Origin of the sequence: Spiroplasma platyhelix PALS-1 (genome assembly GCF_021496725.1) — a bacterium.
GTDB lineage: Bacteria > Bacillota_I > Bacilli_A > Mycoplasmatales > VBWQ01 > Spiroplasma_D > Spiroplasma_D platyhelix.
Genome location: NZ_CP051215.1, coordinates 217,741 through 231,681, shown reverse-complemented (window position 1 = coordinate 231,681; position 13,941 = coordinate 217,741). Strand labels below are relative to the sequence as shown.

15 protein-coding genes, 1 tRNA gene and 1 riboswitch are annotated in these 13,941 nt (G+C 29.9%); of the genes, 4 read left to right on the top strand and 12 right to left on the bottom strand.

Features of this window, described 5'->3' with window-relative positions; translation table 4 throughout:
• Positions 1-155: 155 nt before the first annotated feature.
• Entirely contained in the window at positions 156-362 is a 207-nt protein-coding gene (locus SPLAT_RS01210) for a hypothetical protein (protein ID WP_168105251.1), read from the top strand.
• Between the two features lie 36 nt (positions 363-398).
• On the opposite strand, the gene tig is transcribed toward SPLAT_RS01210, so the two are convergent.
• From tig to SPLAT_RS01180, 6 genes are all read right to left on the bottom strand, one after another.
• Positions 399-1,826 (bottom strand): trigger factor, encoded by a 1,428-nt coding sequence (gene tig / locus SPLAT_RS01205; RefSeq protein ID WP_168105250.1) that lies wholly within the window; start codon positions 1,824-1,826, stop codon positions 399-401.
• A gap of 11 nt (positions 1,827-1,837) precedes the next feature.
• Positions 1,838-2,599 (bottom strand): DUF3196 family protein, encoded by a 762-nt coding sequence (locus tag SPLAT_RS01200; RefSeq protein ID WP_168105249.1) that lies wholly within the window; start codon positions 2,597-2,599, stop codon positions 1,838-1,840.
• A gap of 40 nt (positions 2,600-2,639) precedes the next feature.
• Positions 2,640-2,715: transfer RNA gene (locus SPLAT_RS01195), tRNA-Arg, on the bottom strand.
• A 70-nt stretch (positions 2,716-2,785) separates the two neighbouring features.
• Positions 2,786-3,541 (bottom strand): hypothetical protein, encoded by a 756-nt coding sequence (locus tag SPLAT_RS01190; RefSeq protein WP_168105248.1) that lies wholly within the window; start codon positions 3,539-3,541, stop codon positions 2,786-2,788.
• An 89-nt stretch (positions 3,542-3,630) separates the two neighbouring features.
• Positions 3,631-4,362: a hypothetical protein gene (locus tag SPLAT_RS01185; protein WP_168105247.1), complete on the bottom strand. Its 732-nt coding sequence runs from the start codon at positions 4,360-4,362 to the stop codon at positions 3,631-3,633.
• Positions 4,363-4,449: 87 nt separating this feature from the next.
• Positions 4,450-5,088 (bottom strand): ECF transporter S component, encoded by a 639-nt coding sequence (locus SPLAT_RS01180; protein ID WP_168105246.1) that lies wholly within the window; start codon positions 5,086-5,088, stop codon positions 4,450-4,452.
• 108 nt (positions 5,089-5,196) lie between these two features.
• On the opposite strand from SPLAT_RS01180, the gene SPLAT_RS01175 reads away from it, so the two are divergent.
• Both SPLAT_RS01175 and SPLAT_RS01170 read left to right on the top strand, forming a co-directional pair.
• Complete coding sequence (locus SPLAT_RS01175) at positions 5,197-5,754, top strand: inorganic diphosphatase (RefSeq protein WP_168105245.1); 558 nt, start codon at positions 5,197-5,199, stop codon at positions 5,752-5,754.
• Positions 5,755-5,769: 15 nt separating this feature from the next.
• A riboswitch (cobalamin riboswitch) is annotated at positions 5,770-5,937 on the top strand.
• Positions 5,938-6,018: 81 nt separating this feature from the next.
• The gene (locus SPLAT_RS01170) at positions 6,019-6,588 is read left to right on the top strand and encodes a hypothetical protein (RefSeq protein ID WP_168105244.1); all 570 of its coding nucleotides are present in this window, start codon (positions 6,019-6,021) and stop codon (positions 6,586-6,588) included.
• Between the two features lie 22 nt (positions 6,589-6,610).
• Here the strand turns inward: SPLAT_RS01170 and SPLAT_RS01165 are convergent, their stop codons facing one another.
• Genes SPLAT_RS01165 through SPLAT_RS01150 form a run of 4 tightly spaced genes read right to left on the bottom strand, consistent with a single transcriptional unit; the run spans position 6,611 to position 10,671 of the window.
• Positions 6,611-6,976 carry a hypothetical protein gene (locus SPLAT_RS01165; protein ID WP_168105243.1) on the bottom strand — a complete coding sequence of 122 codons (366 nt, stop codon included), beginning with the start codon at positions 6,974-6,976 and terminating at the stop codon, positions 6,611-6,613.
• Positions 6,977-6,984: 8 nt separating this feature from the next.
• The gene (locus tag SPLAT_RS01160) at positions 6,985-7,977 is read right to left on the bottom strand and encodes a lipoate--protein ligase (RefSeq protein WP_168105242.1); all 993 of its coding nucleotides are present in this window, start codon (positions 7,975-7,977) and stop codon (positions 6,985-6,987) included.
• A gap of 7 nt (positions 7,978-7,984) precedes the next feature.
• Positions 7,985-9,121 (bottom strand): alpha/beta hydrolase, encoded by a 1,137-nt coding sequence (locus SPLAT_RS01155; RefSeq protein ID WP_168105241.1) that lies wholly within the window; start codon positions 9,119-9,121, stop codon positions 7,985-7,987.
• An 11-nt stretch (positions 9,122-9,132) separates the two neighbouring features.
• Complete coding sequence (locus tag SPLAT_RS01150; RefSeq protein WP_168105240.1) at positions 9,133-10,671, bottom strand: FAD-dependent oxidoreductase; 1,539 nt, start codon at positions 10,669-10,671, stop codon at positions 9,133-9,135.
• Between the two features lie 178 nt (positions 10,672-10,849).
• Between SPLAT_RS01150 and SPLAT_RS01145 the strand changes: the two genes are divergently transcribed.
• Entirely contained in the window at positions 10,850-11,098 is a 249-nt protein-coding gene (locus SPLAT_RS01145; protein WP_168105239.1) for a hypothetical protein, read from the top strand.
• 20 nt (positions 11,099-11,118) lie between these two features.
• Here the strand turns inward: SPLAT_RS01145 and SPLAT_RS01140 are convergent, their stop codons facing one another.
• The gene (locus tag SPLAT_RS01140; RefSeq protein WP_168105238.1) at positions 11,119-12,372 is read right to left on the bottom strand and encodes an acetate kinase; all 1,254 of its coding nucleotides are present in this window, start codon (positions 12,370-12,372) and stop codon (positions 11,119-11,121) included.
• A 30-nt stretch (positions 12,373-12,402) separates the two neighbouring features.
• Entirely contained in the window at positions 12,403-13,872 is a 1,470-nt protein-coding gene (lpdA, locus tag SPLAT_RS01135; RefSeq protein ID WP_168105237.1) for a dihydrolipoyl dehydrogenase, read from the bottom strand.
• Positions 13,873-13,941: the final 69 nt, after the last annotated feature.

The window sequence follows — 13,941 nt, the reverse complement described above, 5'->3', positions numbered from 1 at the left end:
ATTATAATATAAATTGTTAGCACTTACAAATAATAACTGCTAAAATATCCCCCGCTCAAGAAATATTTTTCAACATTATAATTTTATAATATTTTAAATAAAAAAAATGTTTAACCCTTTTTATATGTTATATTTAAGAAAAAAGGGGATACATAATGTTAGTATTATATTCAATGATTGGAATAGTTAGTTTTATTATAGGAATTACTATTATTGTCTTAGTAATTCAATTTTTAAGTGCAGGAATCAATTATTTTCGATTAGCAAATAAAAAAATAAAATTAGAATTAGCAACCCAAGAAAAAGAAATCATAGAAACAAACGAAATCAAACAAGAAAAACTTAACAATTTTGAAAAATAAAAAAGCAGTTTTTAAAAACTGCTTTTATTTTATTTACTAATTTTTCTTTGACTTAGCAGGTGCTGCTTTTGCTTTTGAAACTTTTGGTTTTACTTCATCAGCTGTTGTTTTAGATTTTGGTGCAGTTGCTGCTGCTTTCTTTTCTACTGTTTTTGTTGATGATCCATTGTTTTCTCACAATCAATCTAATGTTTTATTACGTCTGATGTTGCTAACAATGAAATTTAAATCTTTCATGTTTTTCTTAATTTCTTCAATCGGGATGTTAAATTGCATACTAATTTGATTGATGTAATCTTCAATTTCTCCATCAGTTGCTGTGATGTTTTCTGCTTTGGCAATTTCTTCTGTTAGGATATAAGTTTGTAGTTGTCAAAGCGCATCTTTTTGGGCTTCTTTTCTAACTTCTTCTTCTGTTAGATTTGTCATTTTTTGATAGTCTTCAAAAGTAACATTTTGTTGTTTCAATTGCATTTTAAACTCATTAAGTAAACGATCTGTTTCTTTATCAATTAATGAATTAGGAACAATGATATTTGCTGATTTTAAAATTTCTGTAAAGAGATTATTTATAAACTCGTCTTTTACTGAACGCATCTTTTGTTCTTTTAATTGCTCTCTGATATATTCTACTAACTCTTGATAAGTGCTAACATTAGGAATGTTGACATCTTGTACTAATTCTTCATTATTGTCAGTAAGTAATTTAATTTTAATTTCTTTTAATGTAACTGCAAATTCTGCTTCTTGGCCAGCTAAATTTTCAATGTGATACTCTTGAGGGAAAGTAACTTTAATAACTTTACTTTCTCCTTGCTTCATACCAATCATTTGTTCTTCAAAACCAGCAATAAATTGATTTGAACCAATTTCTAATTGCGCATCTTCTGCTTTACCACCTGGGAATTCTTCACCCTTAATTGTCCCTGTGAAATCAAAAACTGCAATGTCACCAGTAACTAAATTACCTTTTTCTTTTGGACTGTAAACAGCAAAACGATCTTTTAATAATTTAACTTGTTGATCAATTTCTGCTTGCTCTATTTCAACTTCTGTTTTCTTGATATCAAAATTAGTGTAAGCTTTTAAATCAACTTCTAAAGGTAAGTCAAAATTAAAAATTAACTTACATAAAGACTTTGATAAATCAGTAATCTCAACTCCAGGTTTATTTGTCACCTTCACATCTAAATCTTTTTGATCTAGACCATATTGATAAGCAATTTTAATTGCACTGTTTCCAGCATTTCTTAAAACTTCATCATCCTTGATATGTTTTTTTGCTATATGAGCAGGAACTTTTCCTTTTCGAAAGCCAGGAACTTGTAAGTTTGCTACTAAATTATTTTCAGCTCTAACTAAAATCTTTGCTCAATCATCACCACTAATAGTGATGATTCATTGCCCTAAACCTTCTAAAGGGATTTTATTTGTTTTTAATTCAATATTTTTGTATTCTTTCACTATACTCACTCCTAAGTAATTTTATGTTGATTCAAATCTAACAAATATTTTTTAATTAGTTCAGATGTTGAATGAAACATTTTGGTACTTGATAATAATGTTACTCTAATAAATTGCAAACTGCAAGCACGAACATATATTGCTGCTGCTATGGCATTAGTATGCTTTAAATTGGGAACTTTTGGCATTAAACTCTCAAAATAATTATTTAATAAAAAGCCACAAATTTGAAACAAACTAGGATTCTCGCTATACACTTTTTGTTCTAGCAATTTGCTAATATTTTGATAAATTTTTAAATCGTATCATAAAGGAAATTTAATTGGGTTGATGCTAAAAGTACCATGACTCTTAACAACTTGAAACTCTTCTTTAATTCCTTGATTTTTCAACAACATCACCAATCTTGTTTTATTGATGTTGCTAATATTAGGATTTAATAAATATTCAATAATTACTGGCAAAATTAATCTAACATTATAATTTTGCAAATGATAGAAAGCAATTGGATGCTGCTCTTCTTCTAATGGATTGCTAATTACTTTGCTAATCATTGCTAAAGGTCAAATAGAATCTGCTGCTTCTTTATTCTCTTGTACCATTTTCAGATTAAAAACAATATCAGAATATAGCTTTTCAAACTGTTCTTGATATTGCTTAGGAATATATGTTACTGCTAATTCTTCTTGAACTAAAATTAAAGCTTGATCTCAAGCTCTTTTGCTAATGAGATGATTAATTTTAGCAATAATTTCATGATAATAATTATCCATATTATTAAACCTCATGATTAAATTTGCTAATTAAAATAAATGGCGTCCGCGACAAGATTCGAACTTGTGACCCCCGGCTTAGAAGGCCGGTGCTCTATCCACTGAGCTACGCGGACATTTTTTTACACCACTAATATTAACTTGTTTGTTTTAAAAAAGCAATATAGTTAAGTAAAATGGTATTAATTATTTCCTTTGTGTCATTTTTTTGAAACTAAAGAAATAAATCAAATTAAACCCAGCAAATAAAATCAACGCAACTAATAAAAAAACACCAATAAAAATCAAGTCATTTGTTTCTGGAACAGTAACTTTTGCAATATCTTGATCTGGATTCAACACAACAAAATAAGGGTAAACAATATAAAATGGTACATCTTTTAAAATAGCAACATTACGATATAAAACAATACGAAATATTAGATATAAAATATAGAGCAATGGATAAATTAAATAAAAAAAGAAATACTTAGAATAGTAAGATTTAGCACTAAGTTTAATTGCTTGCACATGAGTCAAACTATAAGCAATCATCAAAGCTGGATTTAATAAATGAAAGTATGGTCCAGTAATCCACTCTTCTGTTGTCAGCGTTTGATGACTGATAAAAAACCCAGGAAATAAAATTACCACATACACAAAACAAGTAACAGAAATATAAGAAGTAACTGCTAAAGTAAGCTTTTGATTATCAAGTAAATGATTTTTTTGCTTGTGATAAATTGCTGCTACTAAAAACCAAACACCAACAATAAAGTTACTTTGAAAAGTAAAAAAACTAAAAAATTGCCCTTGAAACATTCAATAAGAAAACGGATAACCTAATTCTCTAACTCATGTTTGTGCAATCATATGATACAAATAAAGAGCAAACAAACCCCCCAAAATTAAAAAAGCTGAACCAACTTTATAATAAAATCATTTATCTTTTCATTTACTCATAAGACCCTCTTAATAGCTTTAATTCAAGATATAAATAATTATAATAAATTATATAAAAAAATCAGTTTTTTTAAACTGATTTTTTTAAATTAATTATTATTTTGAAAACGATTTAATTGAGACAATCGCTTTTGTACTAAAGCAAACAACACATAAATCAATAAGAATCTAGCTACTTCAATTGCTAGTAAGATAAAGAAGATTGCTGAAGCATTTTCAAAAAATGCTGTTACGCCATCAAATATCCCTTCATGATCACCATGAAACACATCAACATGTTCAGCTGAACCTGTGTTCAATAAAACTAACATTGTAAAGACAAACATCAATGATGAAACAATTGCATTTAATGGTACTAAAACTAGACCAGCAAAAGTATTCTTAGCAATAAAAGTTTTCTTATTTGTTGTATCAACTTGATTCAATTTAAATAATTTATAAAATACTAAAACAAATGAAATAACAAACACAACATTGGCGATGTTATCAAAAAACATTTGAATAGGTGGATGATCGCTATCAATCGCAAAATGCAATCAAGGTTCAATAATCGCAATTGAAACCGTGTATCAAAGTCCAATAATTGGAATCGCAATCGCCATGATCAAAGCATCAAAAATTCTTAACGGGATACTTGCTCCCATAATTGGAATTTTAAGTTCAATTAAAGAAAATGCTACTGACAAACCTAATAAAAGTCCTGTCAGAACAATTTTAAAAATTTGATCTTTAGTTTCAATTTTTTCTTTACGCTTAAACTTAAAGAACTTATTTTTCAACTTTGAAGTTGATTTTTTTTCTTCAAGTACCTGATTTTCCATATACTTACCTCTCTGAAAATTTATCATTTAATAATTAATTATTTATATAAATTATAAATTAAAATAAGAAATAAAGCAAGTCAAATCTTATAAGTCAAAATGACGCTTTAAAATTGCTAATGGCTTCTCTAGTAGCAAGAATAAAATCAGCACCAAACTAAACTTAAGTAAATTATATGGCAAGTAAACAACTCATAAAATTTGCTTTTGTTCTGAAGCACCATACAAGTCTAAAATAAATGCTCAATTATAAAAAGTATTCAATAAAGAAATCAACACACAAGCTAAAATAATACTAAGGATGTTCACTACTAAATGTGGTTTTCAACTATCTCTGTTACCTTTAATTAACAGCAACAGCAAATCATGAACTGCAAAAAACACTATCAAACTAGTGATCGCACTCAACATTGATGAAAGTGCACCAACCACATCTGGTGGCATTGTATGGGGAATCCCTAACCTAATTCAAGGAAAAATTATCGCAATCAACAAACCATAAGGTAGACCCACAATAAAAACTGCTAGCAGATTAATTGTGATCGCAAAATCAATCGATAGAAAACTATTAAAAAAGGTTGGAATCTCAAGTAAACTAATTAAAGTTGTCAACGCAAGAAAAATCCCAATTAAAGCAATCTTATGAGTTGATAGTTGAAAATCCTCAACAATTTTTGCTCATTGTCTTTTTCAAAATTGTTTGAAATTATTTTTCTTTTTGGCCATCTCTGAATCCTAATTTTTAATTTTTCGTGATAATCATGTTAATTATAATATAAAAAAGATAAAACTATTATATAATTGAAATTAACATGAAAGGAGTTGTCTACTTAAATGGCCAACAATGAACTAACAATCGAAATGGTTGTTGAAATCCCTAAAGGATGCAAAAATAAATTTGAATTTGATAATAAGAGAAAAACTTTTATTTTAGACCGCCCATTATTTGGTGCTAATTTCTATCCTGGTGAGTACGGCTTCATTCCTAATACTTTAGATTATGATGGTGATCCATTAGACGTGATCTCATTAATTACTTATCCTACTTTTCCTGGATGTCTGATTGAAATTCGTGTTCTTGGTGCAATTGAAATGATTGATGATGGTGAGATTGATACAAAAATCTTTGGTGTTGTTAAGAGTGATCCAAGATTCAAAGACTATCAAACTTTAAAAGACGTTCCTAAACATCTATTAGACGAGATAACTAACTTCTTCTTACAATACAAAGCCTTACAAAATAAAAAAGTTGTCATTAAAGGATGAATGGATGTTAAGCAGGCACTAAACGAAATTAATGACTGCCAACGACTATTCACTAAGTACCAAAAGGAAATGCTAACTTTAGAAAAAGATAAATTAGTAGATTTATTAAATAAAGACCAAAAATAATTTATAATAAAAAGACAAACTTAATATTAATTAAATATTTAGGGAATTTAGTGCAATTCTAAGACTGCCCCAGCAACTGTAATACTGATGAACGTTAGATAAACCATTGAAACAAATGTTTTGAGAAGGCTAACTAGTAAAATGAAGTTAAGTCAGGAGACCGATTTAATTAATAAACCAAGAAACAACTCTGGGTGCAGTTAGAAAACTAATGATTTTTCACGCACACTCAAAGTTAGTGTGCTTTTTTATTAGGGAGAAGAAATGAGTTTACATGTTCAAAAGCTACTAAGACTACTAATTATTGCTTTATATAGTGCACTAGTTTTTGCCCTAAAAGAAGCACTAGCTATCTTACCTAATATTGAAGTGGTGACTTTCTTACTTTCTTTTGCAGCTCTAGTGTTCCCACTTTCTATTAGCATTTCTATCCCACTAATTTTTAATTTATGTGAAATTCTCTTAAGAGGAGTAGCAACTTGAGTTATCTTATACTTTATTGCTTGACCACTATTAGTGCTCTTAATCTGATCATTTAAAAAAGTAATCAAAAAACATTGATGACTCTTTATTGTCCTTAATAGCTTATGAGGTTTCACTTTTGGTACCTTAGATGCATTTCTTCATCTGCTGATGTATGGTAAGAGTGCTTTCTTTGCTTATTGATTGAATGGTCTGTTGTTCGATGCTGTTCACGGAGTCAGCAATGCTGTTGTCGCAGGCGTCCTCTATCAACCTGTGATGCATCTATGAGACCTACGATTGAAGTACTACATCATCAGTTACGATGCTCTAGAAGAATCTCAACCCACTGCGCCAATTAATGCAGGTTAATAAAAAATAGTCCTATATAGGACTATTTTTTATTTAATCATTTATTTATTTCATTAGAATATTGTTCAATTTGTGCTTCTCAAAATTTCAAACACTGCTTTGATCTTTTTGACATACCTTTTTTTATATTTACATTATAAGGATTACCATTTTCTTTCACTCATTTAAAAGCTAAATGTTCTATATTATGAAATTTTAATCTAACACTTGCTTCTGTTCTTTTTTTATTATAACGTTCATTATATAAATAAACTTCTAAGTCCATCGCTTTACTATTTACAGGTTGACCAGATTTAATTAATTTTTCAAAATAATTTTTAATAAATCTATCAACACAATATAAATCTTCTTCTGCTAATCACTTTGTATAAGTGCCTGTACGTGCCATTTTTTGTCCTATCTAATCAAAACAGAAAGAACTTCATCCTTGCTAAAATTTGCTCCAAAGACTGCTTTGATGTCTTCTTCTGAAATGATACTGCTTAAGGTTGCTAATTGATAAGGCTGATCTATCAGCTTATCTTCTAATGCTTTAGTACCTAAAGTACCAAGAAAGTCACCATAAATCTTAATTGATCTAATCAGTCCTTTCTCAACTGCTAAACGAACATCAACTGTTCCCTTGCCTTCAATTCGCACTTTATTTGTAAGATTAAATTCTGGTGAGTGACCATAGTTTCACACTCAAGTACGATACTTCTCATCAGCTAATTTTTCTGCTTGGGCAATTAATGCTTTACTAGGGTAAACAATCTTAGCTTGCTTAGTTTCTTGTAAGTCGCGCACAATTAATTCTTTAAACTCATCAATGCTAATTTTATTTGCTAGTAAAGGTAAAATATTTGTTACTCTTGCTTGCACAGACTTGATTCCTTTTGATTGCAATTTCAACAAATCGGGTTTAAGCACTTGAGGCAAAATACTCATGTCGACATCAAATAAGATTGTGCCATGATGCATAATGCGATTCTTGTGATTATATTGTGCGTTACCTGATATTTTTTTGCCATCAACTAAGATGTCATTCTTGCCACTAAACTTAGCATTCAGTCCAATCTTTTGTAGTACATCAATAATTGGTTGAGTAAACAACGCATAATTACGAACAGTATCTTTATTCTTGGTGAAGATAAAAGTAAAATTTAAGTTACCTAAATCATGATAGACTGCTCCACCACCAGATAGTCTACGAACCACGCTAACATGATGCTCTGAAACGTAATCATTGTTAATTTCTTCAATCGTGTTTTGATTGACTCCAATAACGATTGTATTGTCATTTTGTCATAGTAATAAAATTTCTTCTGTGATGCTGTCATCTTTTGTTAGTAGTTCTTCTAATGCTAAATTAAAATATGGATCTTTACTTTGATTGACATAATAAATCATTGTTTAATTATTCCTTTGTTTTCTTCTTACTATCCTTGCTGAATCATTTGCTAACAAACTTTAAAGTTGTTTTGCTATATAATGGATAATCAGTCAATGCAGATTCAACATGACGCGCATGAGGAACTAGCAATAATTCGCTAGGTTTCTTACTCTTTGTTGCTACTTCATACTTAATTTTTTCGCTATAAACTTTTTTAGTCATTGTTAGTGGTACAGTTTGATCTGCTGTTCCATGAATGAACAACATTGGCATTTTGGCACAATTTTGAATTTTCTTAAGTGGTCTAATCTCAACAGGGCTAAATTTATCCTTTACATTAAGTCAGAACTTAACTCCGTAATAGAATCAAAATCAATGTCAGTGCACTCGTGTCTTACCTAAAATTTTCAACATGTGCGTGTAGTCATCGTAACCACAATCAAAGATTGCTGATTTGACACCAACAGCTGCTAAATCATAATTAGTAACTGCTTGTAAAATAGTTGATGCACCCATACTGTTACCAATCAACGCAAACTCAAGTGTTTGTCCTTGATACTTTTCTCTAACATACTTGACAACATAAAATAAATCTTTTGCTTCTTTACTACCAAAAGTACAACTGCTATCAGCATTTGAACCATGATTTCTAGCATCATAAACCAAGACATTAAAGCCACCTTTATAAAAATGCTTAGCAAGATATAAAATGCTGTAACGATTTTGCATTCACCCATGAACCACAACAATTCATTTATTAGTTGGTTTTGGGTTAACTAAAAAGAAAGCTGCTAGAACTTTTTCATCAAAAGTAGGAATGGCTACATTCTCTGGTTTCATACTAAATCATTCTTCAGAACTAATAAATAACTCTTTTGGTGCATGCTTTATCTCCATGTCACGATTATAAAATTCTAAAGTGTTGAAGTCAACACCTTCATAACCTGGAAAGTTAACTGGTCCTGCTTTAGGAATAATTTCTAAGGCATCACGCAACTTTCTACCAATAATTAAATTAATAATTAAAGTTGGTAGAATTCATAAAGGCAATGTTAAAAAAAGTAAAATTTGAAACACCCAAAAAAAGTGATATCTAATTTCTTTAACAGCAGGTGCTTTTGCTGGCATCGGTGCAACATTTTTACTTTTTTCTTGTAACATATTTACTCCAATTAAATTTGATTTATTTGCTCAATAGTTTCTGTGCTAAATAACTCTTTTTTTTTATTTTCTTCTTGATAGGGATCTGGATACACAATATCTTCTTGCTTTAATATTCCCATTGCTAATAGTGCTGCTGCTGTTACATAGTTATATGGTTTATTAAAGTGCGGTAAGAAGTACATATCAATTAAGGCAATCTCATCAATTGTTAGATTTTTCATAATTGCTAATGAGAACATAAAAATTACTTCAGTGTGATCTTGTGTTGAACCAATTTCTGCTCCAACAATTCTTCTTGATTCTTTTTCTCAAATAATTTTAATCTTAACTAAATGATTTTCTTTCATAAATGGTGGAAAAGCTGTATCTTGATAGTACACTGCTTCAATATTATCTTTTCCTAAAATTGCTTTAGCAGATATTTCTGATAGTCCTGTTGCAGCTAGCTTTCATCCAAAAACAGCAATTGCATTTGTTCCTTGCACACCAGGAAATGGTACTTTGTTGTCAGTACTAATATTTAGTCCTGCTACTAATCCACTACGAACAGCATTAGTTGCTAAGGCAATGTTGACATCTTTTCCTCAAGCATTAGAATGAATAGCAATACAATCACCAATCGCATAAACATCTGGATTAGAAGTTTGAAAATATTGGTTGACAACAATTGCTCCACGAGCATCTAAGTTTAGTTGTGTTGATCCATCAGTATTTTTTAAAACTGATGTGTTTGGTAGAAAGCCAACAGCCATAATAACTAAATCAGCTGGATAATTTCCTTTATTTGTTACTACTCCTGCAACTTGATTATTTTCAACAGTAAATCTTTCAAGAGTTTCACCTAATTGTAATTTTACTCCATTTTTCTTCATTTCTGTTTCTAAATCATTTGTGAACTCAGGATCATAGTATCTTGGCATAATACGACTTTCAAAATCAATTAAAGTAACTTGCTTTTTCACCTTAACAAAAGCTTCTACTAATTCAATCCCAATGTATCCTGCACCAATCACAACAATATTTTTAACTTCTGGTTTATTTAAATGTTCAATAATTAATTGTGCATGTTGATAAAGTTTTGAAAGATGAATTCCTTTTGTTAGCTTGTAACCATTCAAAAAGTCTTCAGTTGGTTGACCATTTGTTAGTTGCAATAATCCTGGAATTTCCTTGCCACCTGGATTTAAAATTGGTCATGATCCAATTGCTAAAATTAACTTGTCATATGTTTCAGTAATTGTTTCATTAGTTTTTAAATTCTTAATCTCTAAAGTTTTTTTGCTTACATCTAATTTTGTCATCTCATGACTCATTTTAATGTTTACACCCATCGCAGCCAACTTTTCTGCTGTAGCATAAAATAGTCCTTTTGGATTACTAAATTCTTTTCCCACTCATAATGCAATCCCACATCCTAAAAAAGAAATATTGTCATTACGATCGTAAGCAACAACTTCTGCATTTGGATTATTTCTAATTAAAGCCTTTACTGCTGTTGTCCCTGCATGATTAATACCAATCAAAACAACCTTAGTTTTTTTATTCATAATCTATACTCCTTAAATCATTCATTTGGATTTTATATACCCATTCTAATTTATATTATAAACCTTTGAACACTAAAAAAATTAATTTCTTTAATAAAGAAAAAAATAAATTTATCTGCTAAGAACTAAGAGCAAGCATGATACAATTTTCTTAATAAATTAAAAAAGAGGTAGAGAAATGGCAAAAGATTTAAATAACATGATTGAAATCCTTGATGGGGATTTTAGTAACATTGAAAACTTACTAACTGAAGGAAAAACAATCCTTGCTGCAGTAGAAATTGGTGAGTATGTTTCATCATCACTAAACAAAGGATTTTCAGATCACTTTAATGCCAATATGGAATTAAAAGAAAAGAAAGAAAATATTGGAATTTGCGGTTGTGGCAAACCAGCAAATGCTCTAATTTACATTTGAAGAAATTAAAAAAATAGTAGCAATTGCTACTATTTTTTATTTAATAATTCGTAAGTATCGTGACAAATGATAATTTCTTCATTTGTTCTGATTTTATAAATTGGAAACACTGAAGATAAATCACTAATTAAAACATAATCATCATACTTTTCTTCATTGGCTTTGCTGTTAAGTTTTAATGAGAGAATCTTAATTTCTTCAAGCACTCATTTTCTAATTAAAACACCATTCTCACCAATCCCTGCTGTAAAAACTAAGGCATCAACTTTATTGTCTAAATCATTGCTATATTGAATGATGTAGTTTGCAATGCGCTGACAAAACATTTTAATTGCCAAACTAGCTAGATGATGCTTAGGATGATTCTCATCTTCTTTTGCTGCAGTCACATCTCTGATGTCAGATGAAACACCACTAATTCCTAACAATCCAGACTCTTTATTTAAAATATCTGTCACACTAGCAATTGTTTGAGCATCACTAGTATTTTTTGTTATCTCACAAATATATTGATGAATTGAAGGATCAACCACACCACTTCTTGTTCCCATAATTAAACCATCTAAAGGTGTCAGACCCATTGTTGTGTTGAAACTTTGACCATCTTTAATGGCACAAATACTTGCTCCATTCCCTAAATGGCAAACAACAGCATTAATTTTTTTCTCATCTTTTTTTAAAATTGCTGCTAGTTTCTCTAAAATGTAACGATAGCTAATGCCATGAAAACCATATTTTCTTACTTGATACTTTTGATATCACTGATAGGGTGTTGAATAAAGATACTTTTCTTCTGGTAGAGTCATGTGAAAAGAAGTATCAAAAACAGCAACATGTTTAATCTTTGGATTTAAAGCTTTAAAAGCATTGTAACCCTTTAAAGCAGCAGGATTATGTAAAGGTGCTAAAGAAACACTTTTGATAATTGCATTTTCAGCTGCTTGATTTATTATTGTTGAAGTTTTAAATTTTTCTCCCCCATGAACTAAACGATGGCCAATCCCTACAATTTCATCAAAATTTGAAATCACTGAATAAAGTTGCAATTGCTCAATAATTAATTTCGCACCAAAGGCATGATCTTGAACATCAATTTGCTTATCATATTTAATAAAACTATTATTTTGTATTAATTCAATGCTAACTCTACTATCTTTGATACCAATTCGTTCAACTAAACCTTTTGCTAGAATTTGAAATTCTGGTTTGCTACTAAGAATATTAAACAACTGAAACTTAATTGAACTAGAACCAGCGTTAATAACTAAAATTTTGTCACTCATTTATTTTTTGCTCCTTTAATTTGCTTATGCTTATTTATTAATTTGTAACGCTAAATCTTGAGCAACATCCATCACTACTTCTGATAGCGTTGGATGGGGGTGACAAGCATTTGCTAACTCAACAATAGTATCTTCGTTCACCATAATATTCACAATTTCAGCAATCATGTCTGTTGCTGTTGTTCCTAAGATATGAGCACCAAGAATCTCACCATACTTTTTACTGATAATCAATTTAACAAACCCATCAGTTTCACCATCACTTAAAGCTTTTCCATTAATACTAAATGGAATCTTCTTACTTAAATAGTCATCAGGATAGAGTTTCTTAACTTCTTCTTCTGTTAAACCAACACTAGCTGCTTCAGGGAAAGAATAAATACAACTTGGCATTTGATTGTAGTTAACTATTCGTTCTTGATAGTTTGCTTTCTTTTCTTTTACTAAGATGTTGTTAATAGCCATCAATCCTTGACTTGAAGCAACATGAGCTAACATTTTTTCTCCTGTTACATCACCAATAATGTAAATGTTATCAAGCACTTGATTGTTCTTATCTAACGCTTCTAATTTATTGTTGACAGCAAAAGCACCATTAGGTTTAATTTGTAAATCAAGGTTTTCAAAACCTTCTGTAATTGGTATTCTTCCTGTACTTAATAAGAAATAGTCACTAGTAATTGTTTTAGGATTCTTTCGTTCCTTATCATCTGCTGCATAATAAGTTAGTGTATTTCCTTCTAAACTAGCAACACTATGATTTGTTAGAATTTCAATGCCATTATTAATAAAAATCTTTGTTAGTTCATTACTAATATCACGATCTGAAATAGCTAAGATTGAAGGCAAATACTCAATAATTGTTACTTTAGTACCTAGTGTACTAAACAAAGCAGCAAACTCACAACCAATAACTCCACCACCAATTACTGTTAGTGATTTAGGAATTTCTTTTAAAGAAAGAATCTCAGTTGAAGTTAGTAAAGTTTGATTATTTTTTAAATCATTTGTACTCAACCCTGTAACAGGAACATTTGGATTATCAAACATTTTTACTTTTGAACCAGTAGCAATGATTAGATATTTAGCAGTATAAGTTTTTTGTGACCCTTCTTTATCTGTCACTTTAATTGTATGACTATCAACTGCTGATGCTGTTCCAACTATGCTATCAACTTTATTACTTTTCATTAAAAATTGCACACCAGTAGTCAACTTCTTAACAACATCATCTTTTCTCTTTTGTGCCACATTTCAATCAATATGAATACTGTTCTTATCATAATTAATTCCATATTTTTCACTAACATCTAGATAGTGAAAAACCTTAGCATTTTTTAGCAATGTTTTTGTTGGAATACATCCGATATTCAAACAAACACCACCCCAAGTTCCTTTTTCAACAATTGCTGTCTTTAGCCCTAATTTTCCAGCACGTTCTGCTGCAATATATCCTCCAGGGCCTGCTCCAACAATAATTAAGTCGTAATTATAATTCATTCTTTTCTCCTTTTTAAATCTAAAATTAATGTCCTATCATTTTAATACTAATTAACGATTTTTTCAATG